This window comes from Labedaea rhizosphaerae (assembly GCF_004362825.1).
Classification (GTDB): domain Bacteria; phylum Actinomycetota; class Actinomycetes; order Mycobacteriales; family Pseudonocardiaceae; genus Labedaea; species Labedaea rhizosphaerae.
This window is the reverse complement of the sequence record NZ_SNXZ01000001.1, coordinates 1,452,120-1,466,785: the sequence shown is the minus strand read 5'-3', so window position 1 is coordinate 1,466,785 and position 14,666 is coordinate 1,452,120. Positions and strand designations below refer to the sequence as shown.

General features: G+C 71.8%; 23 protein-coding genes. 16 read left to right on the top strand and 7 right to left on the bottom strand.

Annotated features, from left to right (window positions below; genetic code table 11):
- Positions 1-40: 40 nt before the first annotated feature.
- The 7 genes from EV186_RS06910 to EV186_RS06885 all read left to right on the top strand — a co-directional run bounded on the left by EV186_RS06910 (position 41) and on the right by EV186_RS06885 (position 3,889).
- Positions 41-790: an alpha/beta hydrolase family protein gene (locus EV186_RS06910; RefSeq protein WP_243753852.1), complete on the top strand. Its 750-nt coding sequence runs from the start codon at positions 41-43 to the stop codon at positions 788-790.
- Positions 787-1,644, top strand: coding sequence for an LmeA family phospholipid-binding protein (locus EV186_RS06905; protein WP_133848188.1), 858 nt, complete (start codon positions 787-789; stop codon positions 1,642-1,644). Before EV186_RS06910 ends, EV186_RS06905 begins: the two co-directional genes overlap by 4 nt.
- On the top strand, positions 1,641-2,051 hold the full coding sequence (locus EV186_RS06900; RefSeq protein ID WP_133848187.1) for a TlpA family protein disulfide reductase: 411 nt from the start codon (positions 1,641-1,643) through the stop codon (positions 2,049-2,051). The genes EV186_RS06905 and EV186_RS06900 overlap by 4 nt, the downstream gene beginning before the upstream one ends.
- A gap of 75 nt (positions 2,052-2,126) precedes the next feature.
- A complete protein-coding gene (locus tag EV186_RS40750) occupies positions 2,127-2,204 on the top strand; it encodes an Ms5788A family Cys-rich leader peptide (RefSeq protein ID WP_424982386.1) in 78 nt (25 codons plus the stop codon).
- A 72-nt stretch (positions 2,205-2,276) separates the two neighbouring features.
- Positions 2,277-2,705, top strand: a complete 429-nt coding sequence (locus tag EV186_RS06895) for a DUF4395 domain-containing protein (protein ID WP_133848186.1) — start codon at positions 2,277-2,279, stop codon at positions 2,703-2,705.
- Between the two features lie 28 nt (positions 2,706-2,733).
- Positions 2,734-3,567, top strand: coding sequence for a sulfurtransferase (locus EV186_RS06890; RefSeq protein WP_133848185.1), 834 nt, complete (start codon positions 2,734-2,736; stop codon positions 3,565-3,567).
- 13 nt (positions 3,568-3,580) lie between these two features.
- Positions 3,581-3,889: a DUF1416 domain-containing protein gene (locus tag EV186_RS06885; RefSeq protein ID WP_133848184.1), complete on the top strand. Its 309-nt coding sequence runs from the start codon at positions 3,581-3,583 to the stop codon at positions 3,887-3,889.
- A 90-nt stretch (positions 3,890-3,979) separates the two neighbouring features.
- Here EV186_RS06885 and EV186_RS06880 read toward each other — a convergent pair whose 3' ends face one another.
- Complete coding sequence (locus EV186_RS06880) at positions 3,980-4,276, bottom strand: hypothetical protein (protein ID WP_133848183.1); 297 nt, start codon at positions 4,274-4,276, stop codon at positions 3,980-3,982.
- Between the two features lie 145 nt (positions 4,277-4,421).
- On the opposite strand from EV186_RS06880, the gene EV186_RS06875 reads away from it, so the two are divergent.
- From EV186_RS06875 to EV186_RS06860, 4 genes are all read left to right on the top strand, one after another.
- Complete coding sequence (locus tag EV186_RS06875) at positions 4,422-5,063, top strand: heme-binding beta-barrel domain-containing protein (RefSeq protein ID WP_133848182.1); 642 nt, start codon at positions 4,422-4,424, stop codon at positions 5,061-5,063.
- 4 nt (positions 5,064-5,067) lie between these two features.
- Complete coding sequence (locus EV186_RS06870; RefSeq protein WP_133848181.1) at positions 5,068-5,688, top strand: 5-oxoprolinase subunit B family protein; 621 nt, start codon at positions 5,068-5,070, stop codon at positions 5,686-5,688.
- Between the two features lie 163 nt (positions 5,689-5,851).
- Positions 5,852-6,706, top strand: coding sequence for a 5-oxoprolinase subunit C family protein (locus EV186_RS06865; protein WP_133848180.1), 855 nt, complete (start codon positions 5,852-5,854; stop codon positions 6,704-6,706).
- The gene (locus EV186_RS06860) at positions 6,706-7,377 is read left to right on the top strand and encodes a hypothetical protein (RefSeq protein ID WP_133848179.1); all 672 of its coding nucleotides are present in this window, start codon (positions 6,706-6,708) and stop codon (positions 7,375-7,377) included. The genes EV186_RS06865 and EV186_RS06860 overlap by 1 nt, the downstream gene beginning before the upstream one ends.
- On the opposite strand, the gene EV186_RS06855 is transcribed toward EV186_RS06860, so the two are convergent.
- Positions 7,349-7,801 (bottom strand): FxsA family protein, encoded by a 453-nt coding sequence (locus EV186_RS06855; protein ID WP_133848178.1) that lies wholly within the window; start codon positions 7,799-7,801, stop codon positions 7,349-7,351. The genes EV186_RS06860 and EV186_RS06855 overlap by 29 nt on opposite strands.
- 69 nt (positions 7,802-7,870) lie before the next feature.
- Positions 7,871-8,716, bottom strand: coding sequence for an aminodeoxychorismate lyase (locus EV186_RS06850; RefSeq protein WP_133848177.1), 846 nt, complete (start codon positions 8,714-8,716; stop codon positions 7,871-7,873).
- A gap of 214 nt (positions 8,717-8,930) precedes the next feature.
- On the opposite strand from EV186_RS06850, the gene EV186_RS06845 reads away from it, so the two are divergent.
- From EV186_RS06845 to EV186_RS06830, 4 genes are read left to right on the top strand one after another with little or no spacing between them, the layout of a single operon-like run.
- Positions 8,931-9,311: a Fur family transcriptional regulator gene (locus EV186_RS06845; RefSeq protein ID WP_133848826.1), complete on the top strand. Its 381-nt coding sequence runs from the start codon at positions 8,931-8,933 to the stop codon at positions 9,309-9,311.
- Entirely contained in the window at positions 9,308-10,411 is a 1,104-nt protein-coding gene (gene ygfZ / locus EV186_RS06840; protein ID WP_208115489.1) for a CAF17-like 4Fe-4S cluster assembly/insertion protein YgfZ, read from the top strand. Before EV186_RS06845 ends, ygfZ begins: the two co-directional genes overlap by 4 nt.
- An 18-nt stretch (positions 10,412-10,429) precedes the next feature.
- On the top strand, positions 10,430-11,296 hold the full coding sequence (locus tag EV186_RS06835; RefSeq protein WP_133848176.1) for a beta-keto acid cleavage family enzyme: 867 nt from the start codon (positions 10,430-10,432) through the stop codon (positions 11,294-11,296).
- Positions 11,297-11,300: 4 nt separating this feature from the next.
- A complete protein-coding gene (locus tag EV186_RS06830) occupies positions 11,301-11,861 on the top strand; it encodes an RsiG family protein (protein ID WP_133848175.1) in 561 nt (186 codons plus the stop codon).
- Here the strand turns inward: EV186_RS06830 and EV186_RS06825 are convergent.
- Entirely contained in the window at positions 11,858-12,757 is a 900-nt protein-coding gene (locus tag EV186_RS06825) for a DUF8083 family protein (RefSeq protein ID WP_133848174.1), read from the bottom strand. The two genes, EV186_RS06830 and EV186_RS06825, sit on opposite strands and share 4 nt — an antisense overlap.
- A 210-nt stretch (positions 12,758-12,967) precedes the next feature.
- On the opposite strand from EV186_RS06825, the gene EV186_RS06820 reads away from it, so the two are divergent.
- The gene (locus EV186_RS06820; RefSeq protein WP_133848173.1) at positions 12,968-13,144 is read left to right on the top strand and encodes a DUF3073 domain-containing protein; all 177 of its coding nucleotides are present in this window, start codon (positions 12,968-12,970) and stop codon (positions 13,142-13,144) included.
- A 146-nt stretch (positions 13,145-13,290) separates the two neighbouring features.
- On the opposite strand, the gene arfB is transcribed toward EV186_RS06820, so the two are convergent.
- From arfB to EV186_RS06805, 3 genes are all read right to left on the bottom strand, one after another.
- The gene (gene arfB, locus EV186_RS06815) at positions 13,291-13,719 is read right to left on the bottom strand and encodes an alternative ribosome rescue aminoacyl-tRNA hydrolase ArfB (protein WP_243753851.1); all 429 of its coding nucleotides are present in this window, start codon (positions 13,717-13,719) and stop codon (positions 13,291-13,293) included.
- A 64-nt stretch (positions 13,720-13,783) separates the two neighbouring features.
- Positions 13,784-14,077, bottom strand: coding sequence for a hypothetical protein (locus EV186_RS06810; protein WP_133848172.1), 294 nt, complete (start codon positions 14,075-14,077; stop codon positions 13,784-13,786).
- Positions 14,074-14,592 (bottom strand): SigE family RNA polymerase sigma factor, encoded by a 519-nt coding sequence (locus EV186_RS06805; RefSeq protein WP_133848171.1) that lies wholly within the window; start codon positions 14,590-14,592, stop codon positions 14,074-14,076. Before EV186_RS06805 ends, EV186_RS06810 begins: the two co-directional genes overlap by 4 nt.
- Positions 14,593-14,666 lie beyond the last annotated feature (74 nt).

Sequence of the window (14,666 nt, the reverse complement as noted above, 5' to 3'; positions counted from 1 at the left end):
CGGGCACGTCACACGCGTGACCTGCCGTACCGATGATGACGTGCGGCTGCACGGGGTGGTGTTACAGCCAGGTAAATCCCCCGCCGAGGTGGCGATTGTCGTCGGTCACGGATTCACCAACCACGTCTCGAAATCATTTGTGAATCGTGTGTTACGGCGCCTTGCCTTGCGGCACACGGTGATCGCTTTCGATTTCCGCGGCCACGGCCGCTCCGGCGGGCGCTGTACGGCGGGCCCCGACGAGGTGCACGACCTGACCGCTGCCGTGCGGCTGGCCCGCGCGGTCGGGCCCGGCCCGGTCGGCACGCCCAGGTTCGATGGGCTCGGGTTCTCGATGGGCGGCACGGTCGCACTGCTGCAGGCGGCGAGCGCCACCGGCGAAGACCGGCCCGACGCCGTGGTGTCGGTGAGTTCGCCGAGCCGCTGGTGGGTCCGGCAGACCAGGGCGATGCGCACCTTGTACTGGTTGGCGGAGCGTCCCCAGGGTCGCGCGCTGCTGCGTACAGTGAGGGTTCGGCTCGCCCGGCCCTTGCAGCGGGGCTTGCCGGCCAGCCCGGTCGAGGTGGTCGAGCGCATCGGCCCGACCCCGCTGCTGCTGGTGCACGGCGCCGAGGATCATTACCTCCCGGCCGAGCACGCGATGGTTCTCCACGCGGCAGCCGGGGCAACCGCAGAGCTGTGGCTGCGTCCAGGTATGCGGCACGCGGAAACGGCCATGACACCGGAGTTGGTCGACCAGCTGGGTGAGTGGCTCGCGGCGAAGGCGAACGGAGCGGAACGGGCGGCATGACGGTGACAGGTGGGGTCGGCGTGGCAGGCGCGATGCGTACCGGCAGGCCGCAGCGCAGCACACGATCGAAGATCATCCGCAGGCTCGTGATCCCGCTGGTGATCCTGCTCGCGCTGCTGATCGCCGCCGACTTCGGCGCGGCCGCGATCTTCGAGTACCAGGTGTCCAAGAAGGCCCGCGAGCAGCTGGACCTCACCGACGACCCGTCGGTGACCGTGCACGGCTTCCCGTTCCTGACCCAGGCGCTCTCCGGCGACTACGACCACGTGACCGTCGACGCCGACGGCGTGCCGGTGCAGGACACCCTGCAGGACCTCGCCATCCACGCCGACCTGACCGGCGTGCACGCGCCCAAGCTGTTCGACCTGATCGGCGGGGGCGGTGGCTCGATCACCGTCGACCACGTGACCGGCCAGGTGAAGGTGAAGGCCGCCGACCTGAACCGCGCGGTGCAGGCCAAGGACGTGCCCGGCCTCGGCGCGGTGAGCGACCTGACCATCGAGCCGGTCGAAGGTTCCAGCGCCAGCGCCGACCGGCCGGGCAAGAGCGCGGGCGTGAAGCTCTGCGGCACGGTCGCGTTCGCCGGTCAGGACACCGACATCTGCGTCAGCGGCCAGATCCAGCTCGGCGACGGCGGCAAGATGACCGTCGTGCCGAAGAGCGTGGACGTGCGCAACTCCGTGCTCAACGGCCCGATCGCGGGCAGCATCCAGCAGCAGATCCTCAGCCGGTTCGCGGTCACCGTCGACCCCGGCGTCCTGCCGTTCAAGGTGCGCCCGACCGGGGTGTTCGTCGAGGACGGCGCGCTCGCGGTGCAGGGTGAGGCCGACAACATCACCTTGTCGAAGGGATGAGTACCGGGCTGTGGGTGCTGGCCGCCGCGGTCGTCGTCGCGATCGCGGCCGGGCTGGTGCTTCGCGCCCGCAATGGCAAGGTGCGCGTGGCGAAGGACTCCGCCGCACTGCCGGCCGAGGTGCTCGCCGTGCTGGACGGCGACGTCACGCTGGTCATGTTCACCACACAGTTCTGCGCGAACTGCAAGTACACCCGGCCGGTCCTGCGTGAGCTCGCCGAGCACACCGACGGCATCGCCTACGCCGAGATCGACTTGACCGACCAGCCGGAGCTGGCCAAGCAGGTGTCCGTGCTGTCCACCCCGACCACGCTCGCGGTCGGCGCGGACGGCACCGAGCTCCTGCGGGTCGGCGGCGTGCCCGAGCGCGACGAACTGCTCCAGAACCTGCGTCCCCACCTGCGCTGAACGGGCTTTGACCACGGGTATCTCATAGTCCGGACATTTATCTCAGGCCCAGAGAACCTGCGTAAACTCGGGCCCGTGCACACCTTGCTGACCAAGCGCCGCGCGGTGGACCTCTGCCGCGTGCACTCGAGCTTGTGTCGGCCCTCGTCATGACCGGGGTCTGAGCGCGAACACCGCCGCCCCCGGTCGCAGGACTCCCAGGTCCCGACGCAGGAAGGCACCCCCATGTTCGAAGGCGCACCGGTAGATCCGCGCGGACCGCGGTTCGCGGCCTGGCTGACCACCGCCGTGCTGGCGGTCGTGCTGGCCACCGGCTGGTGGCCGCTGCTCGCCGCGCAGGCCGTGGTGTTCGGCATCGGCGCGTTCGTCGGGCTCAAGCAGGCGCCCTACTCGGTCCTCTACCGCAAGCTCGTGGCGCCCCGCCTCGGGCCGACCGACGAACGCGAGGACGCCGCACCACTGCGTTTCGCCCAGGCCGTCGGCTTCGGCTTCGCCGTGATCGGCACCGCGGGCTTCGTCCTCGCCATCCCCGCCCTCGGCCTGGTCGCGACCGCGTTCGCGCTGGTCGCCGCCCTGCTCAACGCCGCGTTCGGATTCTGCCTGGGCTGCGAGAGCTACCTGCTCCTGCAGCGGCTGGCGCCAAGCAACCGATAACCCGCAAAGACAAAGGGAGAATCACTCGATGAGCCGCGAATCCGTGCTCGTGTCGGCCCAGTGGGCCGAAGAGAACCTGGAGGCCCCGGGCGTGGTCTTCGTCGAGGTGGACGAGGACACCAGCGCCTACGACACCGGCCACATCCCCGGCGCGGTGAAGATCGACTGGAAGACCGAGCTCCAGGACCCGGTGCGCCGCGACTTCGTCGACCGCGCCGGCTTCGAGAAGCTGTTGTCCGCCAAGGGAATCGCCAACGAGGACACCGTGATCCTCTACGGCGGCAACAACAACTGGTTCGCCGCGTACGCGTACTGGTACTTCAAGCTCTACGGCCACGACGCGGTCAAGCTGCTCGACGGCGGCCGCAAGAAGTGGGAGCTCGACGGCCGCCCGCTCTCGACCGACGCCGTCACCCGCGAGGAGACGACCTACACCGCGCAGGAGCAGGACCTCGCCATCCGCGCGTTCCGCGACGAGGTCGTCGAGGCCATCAACGCCAAGAACCTCGTGGACGTCCGCTCGCCCGACGAGTTCTCCGGCAAGCTCCTCGCGCCGGCGCACCTGCCGCAGGAGCAGGCGCAGCGGGCCGGGCACATCCCGACCGCGCTCAACGTGCCGTGGAGCAAGGCGGCCAACGAGGACGGCACGTTCCGCAGCGACGACGAGCTCCGCGAGCTGTACAAGGGCGCGGGTCTCGACGAGGGCAAGGCGACCATTGCGTACTGCCGCATCGGTGAGCGCTCGTCGCACACCTGGTTCGCCCTGCACGAGCTGCTCGGCTACTCCGACGTGAAGAACTACGACGGTTCCTGGACCGAGTACGGCTCGCTGGTCGGCGTGCCGGTCGAGACCGGCGCCTGAAGGAGGGGTTCCCATGACCGATTCCTGTGCCGCACCCGAACAGGGCGGCGCGCTGCCCGCGAGCGTGGACACCGAGAAGGAGACCGTGCTCCAGGGCCGGGTCCTCGCCGGTGACGCGCCGGTCGGCGGTGCGTACGTGCGCCTGCTCGACTCGACCGGCGAGTTCACCGCCGAGGTCGTCTCGTCCGCCGACGGCGACTTCCGCTTCTTCGCCGCGCCCGGCGACTGGACGGTGCGCGCGCTGCACCGCACGGGCAACGGCGAGGCTTCGGTGACCGCGCCCGGCCCGGGCGTGCACCAGGTGCCGATCACCGTCGGCTGAGTTCGTTTCCACGAAAGCGGGACCCCTTGCGGGGTCCCGCTTTCGTGCATCACGGTGCGGGACCGGGCGACCGGGACGGCACGGATGTGCTCAGAGGGGCCTCGGGGCGGTGAAGTCGCCGACGTGCTCGGCGAGGGTCAGCCGGAAGCTGGCCTTCTCCCGCCAGCGCCCCTCCACCACGACCAGCCACTCCGAGTCGGACACCTTGAACACCGACCGTCCGACCTCGTCGGTCATGAACCGGCCCGGGTGGTGGCTGAGCATCAACTCTTCCACCAGTTCGAGCCCGGTTTCCCGGTCCGCCACCTTGTGCCCCTCGTCCACCACCCACGAGTCGTGGTCGCCGACCCGGGTGTTCTGCTCGATCAAGACCGCCCACTGCGCCATGTCACCGACGTCCCCTCATCCGGCTGGATCCCGCTGGTTATCCTGCCCGAGTGGAACTGTTCTTCACGGTCGGTCTGATCGTGCTCGCGGTGGCCGCGGTCTGGTTCGCCGTCGCCGCGGTCCACCGGCTCTACCCGGGGCAGCGATGACGGAACAAGACGACCAGAACCCCGTGCCGGGCAGCGGTGACGCCGCGTTGCGCGCGGCGGCCGAGCGGGCCGAGAGCACCCGGGGCCGCAACCTGCCGCAGTTCGACGACATGCCGATCCCCGGTGACACGGCGAACCTGCGCCAAGGCCCGAACCTCGACGACGCCTGCCTGGCCCTGCTGCCGCTGGTCGGCGTGTGGCGTGGCCAGGGCGAGGTGGTCTACCCGACCATCGAGCCGCGCAAGTTCGGCCAGCAGGTCACGTTCGCCCACGACGGCCGCGCGTTCCTGTACTACGAGGCACGCGCCTGGCTGCTCGACGACGACGGCAACGTGATCCGTCCGGCCGCCCGCGAGGTCGGCTGGTGGCGCCCGCGCGCCGACGACACCGTCGAGGTGCTGCTCACGCACGCCACCGGCGTCATGGAGATCTTCTACGGCTCGCCACGCACCCAGACGTCCTGGGAGTTCCAGACCGACGCCGTGGTGCGCACCGAGAGCGCCAAGGACGTCCAGGCCGCCAAGCGCCTCTACGGCCTGGTGAACAACGGCGACCTCGCATACGTCGAGGAGCGCGCCATGGTGGGCCAGGAACTGCAGCCGCACACCTCCGCGCTGCTGCACCGCATCGTGGGTTGACCCTGTGCGGTTGCGGCGGTGCGGGCCGGACGCGGTGCTGATCGAGGTCGCCGACCTCGCCGCGGTGGGCCCGGTCCGGGCCGCGTTGCGCCGGGCCGAGCTGCCCGGCCTGGTCGAACTCGTGCCCGCCGCCCGCAGCGTCCTCGCCGCGTTCGCGCCCGGCACGGGCGTGCCCGCGCAGTTGCGGGCCGTCTTGGCAGCCGCCGACACCAGCGACCTCGACGACCGGGAGACGCGGCAGGTGGTGCTGCGCGTCGACTACCGCGGGCCGGACCTCGACCTGGTCGCCGCGACAGCGGACCTGTCGACCGACGAGGTCGTCGACCTGCACACCGGCGCCGAGTACACGGTGGCGTTCTGCGGGTTCGCGCCCGGCTTCGGGTACCTGAGCGGGCTGCCCGCGCCGTTGCACCAGCCACGGCTCGACGACCCGCGCACGAAGGTGCCTGCCGGATCGGTCGGCGTGGCCGGCGAGTTCACCGCGGCCTACCCACGCGAGTCGCCGGGCGGCTGGCGGCTGATCGGAACGCTGGCGCCGGACAGCGAGGCGTTGTTCGACTCCCGGCGCGACCCAGCCGCGCTGCTGGCGCCGGGCGACCACGTGCGATTCGAGCGTGCGCGGTGAACCTTCCCACCACCTCGGTTTTCCACAGGCGACCAGTTGTCCACAGATCCGGCCGCGCCCCGTTTGCGCAGCTCAAACCCGATAGACTGGTTTCGGGGCGCCCCCCGGGACGGGTGGGGGCTGGGCTACGCGAGGCGAAGCGCGAAACCGGCGCGGGTGCGCGATGAGCCGGGCGTTGACGGTGCTGGCCACGGGTCCGCAAGCCTTGGTGCAGGACCTCGGCCGGCCGGGCAACGCGCACCTGGGCGTGCCGCCGTCGGGCGCGCTGGACCCGCCCGCGCTGAAGCTGGCCAACCGCTTGGTCGGCAACCCCGAGTCGTTCGCGGGCATCGAGGTGTTGCTCGGCGGGCTCCGGCTGCGTGCCGAGGCCTCCTGCACGGTCGCGGTCACCGGCCCGCCGGTCGTGGTGACCGTGGGCGGACGCTGCGCGGACACCCACCGGCCGGTCCACCTCGGCGCGGGCGACGAGCTGGCGCTGACCGCGCCGGACCGCGGGTTGCGCAACTACGTGGCGGTCTCCGGCGGGATCACGGTGCCCGCCGAACTGGGATCGCGGGCCACCGACGTGTTGTCCGGCATCGGGCCCGCGCCGCTCACCGAGGGCACGGTGCTTCCGGTCGGCGACCGGGTCGGCCTGCCCGAAGCCGCCGACGCGATCGCGCCCACTCATGTGCGGCCCGCGCTGCGGATACCGGTGGTGCTCGGCCCGCGTGACGACTGGTTCGACGACGCCGCCGCACAGCTGTCGGCCGGTCGGTGGACGGTGTCGGCGTCGAGCAACCGGGTCGGACTGCGGCTGGAGGGCACCGCGTTGGACCGCGCGGAGGGGGAACTCGCGAGCGAAGGCATGCTCACCGGCGCCATCCAGGTGCCCGCGGGCGGGCTGCCGGTGATCTTCCTGGCCGATCACCCCACCACCGGCGGCTACCCGGTGATCGGCGTCGTGCCCGCCGACGCCCTGCCCGTGCTGGCGCAGGCGCGGCCGGGCACCGAACTGCACTTCGGCCCGGTGGAGTGATGGAGGTCGCGACCGTCAGGGGTGGTGCCGGCGTGGTCGACGTCCGGGGTGGCGCGGCCTCGGTGCTCTACCTGGGCGGCGCGCCCGCCGCGCTCGACGGCGACGACTGCGCGGGCAGCATCGGCCGGCTCTGGGCCCGCGCGAAGACCACTCCGCCGCGCCCGGAAGCCCTTGCCGCGCTTGGGGAATTCACCACGGTCGGCTACACGGCGAACGGGCTGGCCGACGACCTGCGACCGGTGCTCGACCTGTTGGCCGACGGCACCTACACGCTGAGCGGGCCCGAACCGATCACCGCCGAGCGCTGGTTCGTCGCCTCGGCGGCGCCGGGCGAGTTCGGGTCCGACTACCCGTGGGAACTGGACTACTTGGTGCCCACGCAGGCGTGGCCGGTCACCGACTGGGGAACCGTTGCGCGGTACCGGAAACTGATCGCGCACGGGCAGCGGCCGGTCGTGCTGGCCCTGCGCGCGGACGACTCGCCCTTCAGCGGGTTCGTGCTCGACGGGCACCACAAGCTGGCGGCCTACCTGGCGTTGCGCGAGCCACCGGTGCTGGTGCGGATCGCGCGGACCGACGCGCCACGGGTGACCGCGCGGGAAGTGCGCACGCACTTCCCGGGGGCCGAGGCGCGGTACCTGCTCAGGGCTCTCGACGCGCCTCGGGGATGACGATGTAGGGCCGCGGTTCGGCGTCGTCCGGCGTCGAGTCGACGACCTCGCCGTCGACGAACATCGTCTGCTGGCGCGCTTCGGCCCGCCGGACCCAACGACGGCGGACGATCGCCCGCGTCGGCGGGAAGAGCAGGAAGATCGCGACCACGTCGCTGACGAAGCCGGGCAGCGCGATCAGCATGGCGGCCGCGGCGATCAGCACGCCGTCGGCCAGCTCCTTGTGGGGTGGCCTGCGCGCGAGCACGGCGTCGCGGAACGCGGTGAGCGTGCGGGCGCCCTCCCGGCGCAGCAGCCAGCCACCGAGCACCGTGGCGGCGATCAGCAGCAGGATGGTCGGCAGCACCCCGATCGCGCTGCCGACCAGCACCATGACGGTGATCTCCACGGCCAGGGCCGCGAGCACCAGGATCAGGACAGGCATAACCCGCTCAACGAACAACGGCGGCGAAAAGCTCCCGCACGATCAAGCCGGAGCGCCGAGCGCGACCATTCAGCGCTGATATTCGGACTGGTAGAGCTCGACCATCTCGCGGTGCAGGTCCGACGAGTCGGTCAACCGAGTGCCGTCGAGGGTGTGCACGCGGGTGACCGTGCGGACGCTCGAGCACAGGAACACGCCATCGGCCGCGTGCAGGTCCGGGACGGTCAGCGGCTCGACCTTGACGTTGCGACCGGTGCGCTCGGCCGCGCGGAAGAGCGCGTGCTGCGTGGTGCCCGGCAGGATCCCCAGGGTCGACGGCGGCGTGCGCAGGACGCCCTCGTGCACGGCGACGACCGTGGACGTCGGCCCCTCCAGCACGGTGCCGTCCGAGGCCAGGAACACCACGTCGTCCGCGCCACGGCGGGCCGCCTCGCGGACGGCGGCCATGTTCACCGCGTAGGACAACGACTTCGCGCCCAGCAGCAGCCACGGCGCCCGCTCGGCCACGTCCGGGCCGAAGCCGCGCTCCAGCGTCACGGCGGCGATGCCCTCGGCGCGCTGGCGCAGCACGGCCGGCGCGATCTCCATGCCGAGCGCGAACTCGGTCGGCGTGCCGGTGCCTTCGACACCGCGGGTCATGACGAGCTTGAGCACGTGCTCGGGGCGGCCGGTCCAATTGTCCAGCACGACCTGGCACGCGCGCTCCCAAGCCGCGCGGTCGGGCGCCGGCAGGTCCATCATCGCCGCGGAGCGGGCCAGGCGGTCCAGGTGCGGGCCCAGCTCACGGGGCTTGCCGTCGACCACGAGGATCGTTTCGAAGATGCCGTCGCCGCGCATCACGCCCAGGTCGTCCACCCGCAGCAGCGGGACGGTGGGGTCGGCCAGCGTGCCGTCGAGCAGAGCAAGAACGTGCATGTCGATGAGGGTACTCAGCAGTGTTCGATGGTCGCGCTCCGCGCTCCGGCGGGATCGCCCTCAAGGTGGCGCCGAGCCCGGCCGCGGGGTGGCTGAGTGCCGTCGTGGTCGGGGCGGCCGCGCTCGACACCACCGCGATCCCGCGGCTCGTAGGATTGCTTGGGTGGAGAAGTCGGCGCGCGCGGAGCTGAAGGAGACCCTGCACGAGCGGGGCATGCGGATGACCCCGCAGCGCCAGCTGGTGCTCGACGCGCTGCTCGACCTCGGCCACGCCACCCCGGAGCAGATCTGCGCCCACGTGCAGCGGACCACCCCGACGGTCAACATCACCACGATCTACCGGACCCTGGAACTCCTCGACGACCTCGGGCTGGTCCGGCACACCCACCTCGGCCACGGCGCGCCCACCTACTCCATCGAGTCGCATCGGCACGTGCACCTGGTGTGCCACCGGTGCGGGCGGGTGGACGAGGTGCCGTGCGAGCTGATGGCCGACCTCGCCGGAACACTGCGCGAGCGCAACGGGTTCCAACTGGATGCCAGCCACCTCGCCCTGTCCGGTCTCTGCCGCGACTGCCTGAAGGAACGTCCGTGACCCTGAACCCGCCCGGCGCCATCCCCGCTCCCGAAGGCACGGTCGACGCGGCCCTGCCGTGGCACTTCGGCGACCCCTTCGCCGAGCAGCGCGCCGCCGCACGGGCCGCGGTGGTCGTCGACCGGTCGCACCGCGAGCTGATCGCCGTGCCGGGCGAGGACCGGCTGAACTGGCTGCACCTGATGATCTCCCAGCACGTCAGCGCGCTGCCCGACGCCATGGGCACCGAGGCGCTGGTGCTGGACAGCCAGGGCCGCATCGACGCGCACATGGTGCTCGCCCACGCGGGCGGCACGGTCTGGCTGGACACCGAGCCCGGCGCGCAGGCGACCGGGGCACGCGGGGACAAGCAGTCGCTGCTGGCGTACTTCGAGTCGATGGTCTTCTGGTCGAAGGTCGAGCCGCGGGACGCGACGAGCGAGCGCGCGGTGCTCAGCCTCATCGGCCCGCAAGTCCCGGAGGTGCTCGCGAAGGCCGGCCTCCCATCGCCCACCGAGGACTACCAGGTGCTCGGCGACGAGGTGCTGGTGCGGCGGATGCCGTGGCCGGGCAAGAACGCCGTCGACCTGCTGGTTCCCCGCGACGAGGCGACGGCTTGGTGGACCCGCCTCACCGGCGCGGGGGCCCGGCCGATGGGCAGCTGGGGCTTCGAGGCGTTGCGGGTCGAGTCGCTGCGCCCGCGCGTCGGGCTGGACACCGACGAGCGGACCATCCCGCACGAGGTCAACTGGGTCGACAGCGCCGCGCACGTGGCCAAGGGCTGCTACCGCGGGCAGGAAACCGTGGCCAAGGTGCACAACATCGGCCGCCCGCCGCGGCGGATGCTGTTGCTGCACCTCGACGGTGTGCCGGAGGTGCTGCCCGAGACCGGCGACCCGGTGCGCGTGGGGGACCGCGTGGTCGGCCGGGTCGGCACGGTCGCGCAGCACCACGAGCTGGGGTCGATCGCGCTCGCGCTGGTCAAGCGGTCGGTCACGCCGGACACCGAACTGCTGGCCGGCGCCGAGGACCGGCAGGTGCAGGCGTCGATCGATCCCGACTCCGTTCCGCCGGACACGCCCGGGCTCGGCCGAGAGGCGGCCCGCGGCCTGCACGGCTGATCTGCCACTATTCGTGGTATGCCCGCAACGTTGATCACGGTCGCGCCCACGGGCGCCGAGCACGCCAAGGCCGACGTGCCGAACCTCCCGGTCACGCTGGAGGAGCTGGTCAGCACGGCGCGGGACTGCGAACGCGTCGGCGCGAGCATGATCCACGTGCACATCCGCGGCGCGGACGCCAAGCCCACGCTCGACCAGCAACGCCTGCGCGACACGGTCGCCGCGCTGCGCGAGCAGACGTCGCTCATCGTTCAGCTCTCCAGCGGTGGCGCGGTCACCGACCCGGAAGCCGACCGCCTGGCCGTGCTGGACGCCCTGCCGGACTCCGCGTCCTGCACGATGGGCACGGTCAACTTCGGCGACGACGTGTTCATGAACCGCTGGGAGTTCATCGTCGAACTGCACAAGCGGATGCAGGAGCGCGGGATCGTCCCCGAGTACGAGATCTTCGACCTCGGCCAGCTCGCCACCCTGCACCGGCTGCTCGACCAGCACGGCCTGCCCGCGGGCGGGCACGTGCACGTCGACCTGGTGATGGGGGTGCCCGGCGGGATGCCGGGCGACGCGGAGACCCTGGTCGCGGCGCTGCGACTGCTGCCCGAGGGCGCGAGCTTCTCCGCCACCGGCATCGGCCGCACGTCGTTGCCGGTCATGTTCGCCGCGCTGGCGGCGGGCGGGCACCTGCGCGTCGGCATGGAGGACACGATCAGCTACGCCCGCGGTGAGCGGGTCAAGGACAACGCGCAGCTGGTGGCCCGCGCCGCCGGGCTGGCGCGGATCGGGCAACGGCCGCCGATGACGCCGGACGAGGCCCGCGAGCTGCTGGGTGTGAATGTCACCCCCCGGACTGCGGCTAGCGCTCCGGCGAGGAGTACCGGAGGATGACCCCGTGATCGAAGTCCGTCCGGGCGGCCGACGCCGGATCGACCGGGTGCTCTCCCCGGAGTACCTGGCGGATCTGGGCGAACTGCCGCTGTCGGAGGTGCGCAGCAGGCGTGACGACGCCGCGCAGGAGGAGACCGACCTCTCCTACCTGCGGCGGCTCCTGCACGGGCGGATCGACATCGTCAAGGCGGAGCAGAAGCGCCGGGCCACACCCGGGTCGCAGTCGGTGGTGGACCAGCTGGCCCACATCCTGGCTGACAACGCTGTCGGTCCGGCCACCGGCTCGGGGCGCTACCAGAACCTGGAGCCCTCGCGCGCGGAAGCGCACCGCAGGCACGTCGAGGCGCTGGTGTCCGACGCGGACCTGACCGACGTCGCGTCGCTGCCCGACGAGCGGCTCGAGCTGGCGCTGCGCACGTACACCGACGAGGAAGCGTCCGTGTCGCAGCGGCGGCGCGAGGTGCAGCAGGTCGTGGACCGGCTCAACGACGAGATCGGCGCCCGCTACCGCGAAGGGGCCGCGTCGGTGGACGAGCTGCTCGCCGCCGAGCGCGAGGTCGACTAGTTGAACCGCTCGCGCACCGCGAGCTGGCCCCAGAAGTCCCGCAGCTTGTCGAAGCGCGCCGCCATCTCGGCGGCATCTCCCGCTTCGATGGCCTCGACGATGGCGTTGACGTCCTCGGCGGAGCTGTCGTTGACCAGTTGCTCGTCGTCCAGCAGCTGCACGAGGCCGCCGTAGTCGAGCTCGACGGCCGAGTGCGGGTGGAACTGCTCGAGCCAGCGGCCGGTGTCGTGCAGGACCTTCGACGGTCCCTCCTCGCCGAACGTGCGCGTGGCCAGCGAGTGCGCCCGTGCCGCGCGACGGCGGGCGTCGGCCATGGCCACCCGCCAGGAGACCTGCCGCTCGGCGGCGTTCCTGGTCGAGACCACGACGCGGCGCGTGGCCGGGTCGACGAGGCAGAACCACGGCAGCGGCACGGTCCAGGTGGTCGAGACGATGTGGACGCCGTGCTCGTGGCTCTCGGTGCCGCCGAGCACCTCCAGGGCCTTCGCGCGGACCCGGTCGACGGACACGGGCACGCTCTCGGCCAGCAGGGCGGGCGAGGCGCTGGTGACGAAGCCGGCCAGTGCGGCGGCCGAGCGGGCCCGCACGTCCAGCGGGCAGATGAGCGGGCCCGGGCCGACCGTCACGCCGCCCGGGTTGGGCACGTCGGCGGGGTCGAGCACCAGGACGTCCCGCACCGTGGAGGCCGACGGGGTGCCGTCGCGGCGTTCACCCGGCAGGAGAGATCGCCGGACGGGGAATTGTGAGGTGAGCCACATCTCGCGCTCGTGCTCACTGACGGTGCCCAGATCGAGCCGCGCGGCCGACGCCGCGGCTGTGAGCTGCGGGATCAGCGCCGCGTCGAAGGAGGAGAGCGGCTCGTACACCCTGAGATAAGCCACGAACGGTCGAGGCACCAGCGCATGGTGTCACGACCGGGCGGGTCCGGGGTGTCCGGGCGGGGACAACTATCGCAACCGTTGTACGGCGTGTCGCGTCTAGCACAACGTGCCGCGTCGCATCAAACCCCATCGGCGCGGTACGGTAGTTACCAGGAACCAATTGTTGACACCAGCGGGGCCGCCGATTCCCCCGGCCGCCCCGCCCTTGTGCGAGGGGGTCGAGCCATGGGGCGCGGCCGAGCTAAGGCCAAGCAGACAAAGGTGGCCCGGGAGCTCAAGTACAGCAGCCACCACACGGACTTCGAGGCGTTGCAGCGCGAGCTGACCAGCCACGAGTCCGGGCACGGGGACGTCGACAAAGTCGACGACCACGATGACGAGTACGACGACTACCGGCGCTGATGGCGAGGGATCGGGCGAGGTCTGCTCGTAAGGAGCCCTCGCCATGATCCCTTCGCCGTGCCGCCTGGGGTGCAACCTCCAGGCCCCGCCCGGGGGTGAGCCCCCGGACCCCCATCCAGGCCCCGCGGGGGTTTGAGCGCGTTCCATCAGTCGTCGAACGAACCGCGCCGATTGCGTTTCGTCTCACCGCGGCGCCGCTTCTCCGCCAGCCTGCGCTCCTTCGCGCCCCGGCTCGGTTTGGTGGGACGGCGTGCCGGCGGAGGCGGTGAGGCGGCCGCGGCCAGCACGGCGATGAGGCGTTGCCGCGCGGCATGGCGGTTCTGCAGCTGAGCGCGGTGTTCGCTCGCGGCGATCGTGAGCACGCCGTCGACCAGTCGGTTGCCCAGCCGGTCAAGCAGGCGATCACGCAACCGGTCCGGGACCGAGGGCGAGTTGGCGACGTCGAAGGACAGCTCGACCCGGCTGTCCGCGGTGTTGACGCCTTGCCCACCAGGCCCGGACGAGCGTGAGAACCGCTCCGCAAGCTCCCCCTCGGGGATGCGGAACGCGGTTGTCACCTGCAGCTCATCGGGCACCAGACAAGGATGCCCGAACCCGCAACCGGGATTCCACGCACGCACCCGCAGCCGACAACTCGTCTCAGCGCGACGGCGGCAAGGGCAGCAGGGGGCCGGGTGGGGCGACGTCGCTGGTGATGGACGGCGGTTGCGCCGGGGGCAGGTTCGAGTCCGGCGAACCGTCGTGGAGCAGGCCGGTCAGGGCCGCCACTCCGGCCGCCAGCACCACGACCCCCGCGGCCACTCCGCCTGCGGCAAGGGTGCGCCGGCGGCGGACCAGGCGCTTGCCCTCGCCGAAGACGGCAGCGCGGTCGATGGTCAACGGCGGCTCCGCGTCCACGGCGGAACCCAGCCAGTGCTTGATGTCCTCGGTCATCCCGCGCGTCGCCTCCCTTCCACCACGTCGGTCCGGTCGTCGCCGAGGGCCCGGCGCAGGCTGGCCAGGCCCTTGGCCGACTGGCTCTTCACCGTGCCGACGCTGCGGCCGAGCACCTTCGCGGTCTCCTCGACCGACAGGTCGTCCCAGTACCGCAGCACCACAACGGCGCGTTGGCCCGGCGGCAGGCCGGCGAGCGCGCGCCGGACGTCGACCGCCTCGGCCACGGCCGGGCCGTGCGTGGCCACCTCCGGCAGGCGCGCCACCGACGACTCCCGTTTCCGGAACGCGCGCCGGGACTCGTCGATGACGGTCCGGGTCAGCACCTTGCGGGCGTAGGCGTCGATGTTGGCGTCCTTGCGCAGCCGCGGCCACGCCACGTACAGCTTGGCCAGCGCGGTCTGCACGAAGTCCTCGGCGCGGTGCCAGTCACCGCAGAGCAGGTAGGCGGTCCGGCGCAGCACGGCGGCGCGGCTGTCGAGGAACTCCCCGAACTCCGCGTCCCGGTCGCGCACGAAATCGCCTCCCCTGGCTCACCGACCTATACGAGGATGACCGGCGCATAGGTTGCCCGCGTGAGGCGATCACG

Coding starts and splice junctions, on each gene's coding strand:
- EV186_RS06810 (WP_133848172.1), bottom strand. CDS start 14,077: ATGACCGAGGACATCAAGCACTGGCTGGGTTCCGCCGTGGACGCGGAG.
- EV186_RS06880 (WP_133848183.1), bottom strand. CDS start 4,276: ATGGCGCAGTGGGCGGTCTTGATCGAGCAGAACACCCGGGTCGGCGAC.
- EV186_RS06890 (WP_133848185.1), top strand. CDS start 2,734: ATGAGCCGCGAATCCGTGCTCGTGTCGGCCCAGTGGGCCGAAGAGAAC.
- EV186_RS06885 (WP_133848184.1), top strand. CDS start 3,581: ATGACCGATTCCTGTGCCGCACCCGAACAGGGCGGCGCGCTGCCCGCG.
- EV186_RS06850 (WP_133848177.1), bottom strand. CDS start 8,716: ATGCACGTTCTTGCTCTGCTCGACGGCACGCTGGCCGACCCCACCGTC.
- EV186_RS06875 (WP_133848182.1), top strand. CDS start 4,422: ATGACGGAACAAGACGACCAGAACCCCGTGCCGGGCAGCGGTGACGCC.
- EV186_RS06835 (WP_133848176.1), top strand. CDS start 10,430: ATGCCCGCAACGTTGATCACGGTCGCGCCCACGGGCGCCGAGCACGCC.
- EV186_RS06860 (WP_133848179.1), top strand. CDS start 6,706: ATGGAGGTCGCGACCGTCAGGGGTGGTGCCGGCGTGGTCGACGTCCGG.
- EV186_RS06895 (WP_133848186.1), top strand. CDS start 2,277: ATGTTCGAAGGCGCACCGGTAGATCCGCGCGGACCGCGGTTCGCGGCC.
- EV186_RS06845 (WP_133848826.1), top strand. CDS start 8,931: ATGCGGATGACCCCGCAGCGCCAGCTGGTGCTCGACGCGCTGCTCGAC.
- EV186_RS06820 (WP_133848173.1), top strand. CDS start 12,968: ATGGGGCGCGGCCGAGCTAAGGCCAAGCAGACAAAGGTGGCCCGGGAG.
- EV186_RS06865 (WP_133848180.1), top strand. CDS start 5,852: ATGAGCCGGGCGTTGACGGTGCTGGCCACGGGTCCGCAAGCCTTGGTG.
- EV186_RS06855 (WP_133848178.1), bottom strand. CDS start 7,801: ATGCCTGTCCTGATCCTGGTGCTCGCGGCCCTGGCCGTGGAGATCACC.
- EV186_RS06905 (WP_133848188.1), top strand. CDS start 787: ATGACGGTGACAGGTGGGGTCGGCGTGGCAGGCGCGATGCGTACCGGC.
- EV186_RS06900 (WP_133848187.1), top strand. CDS start 1,641: ATGAGTACCGGGCTGTGGGTGCTGGCCGCCGCGGTCGTCGTCGCGATC.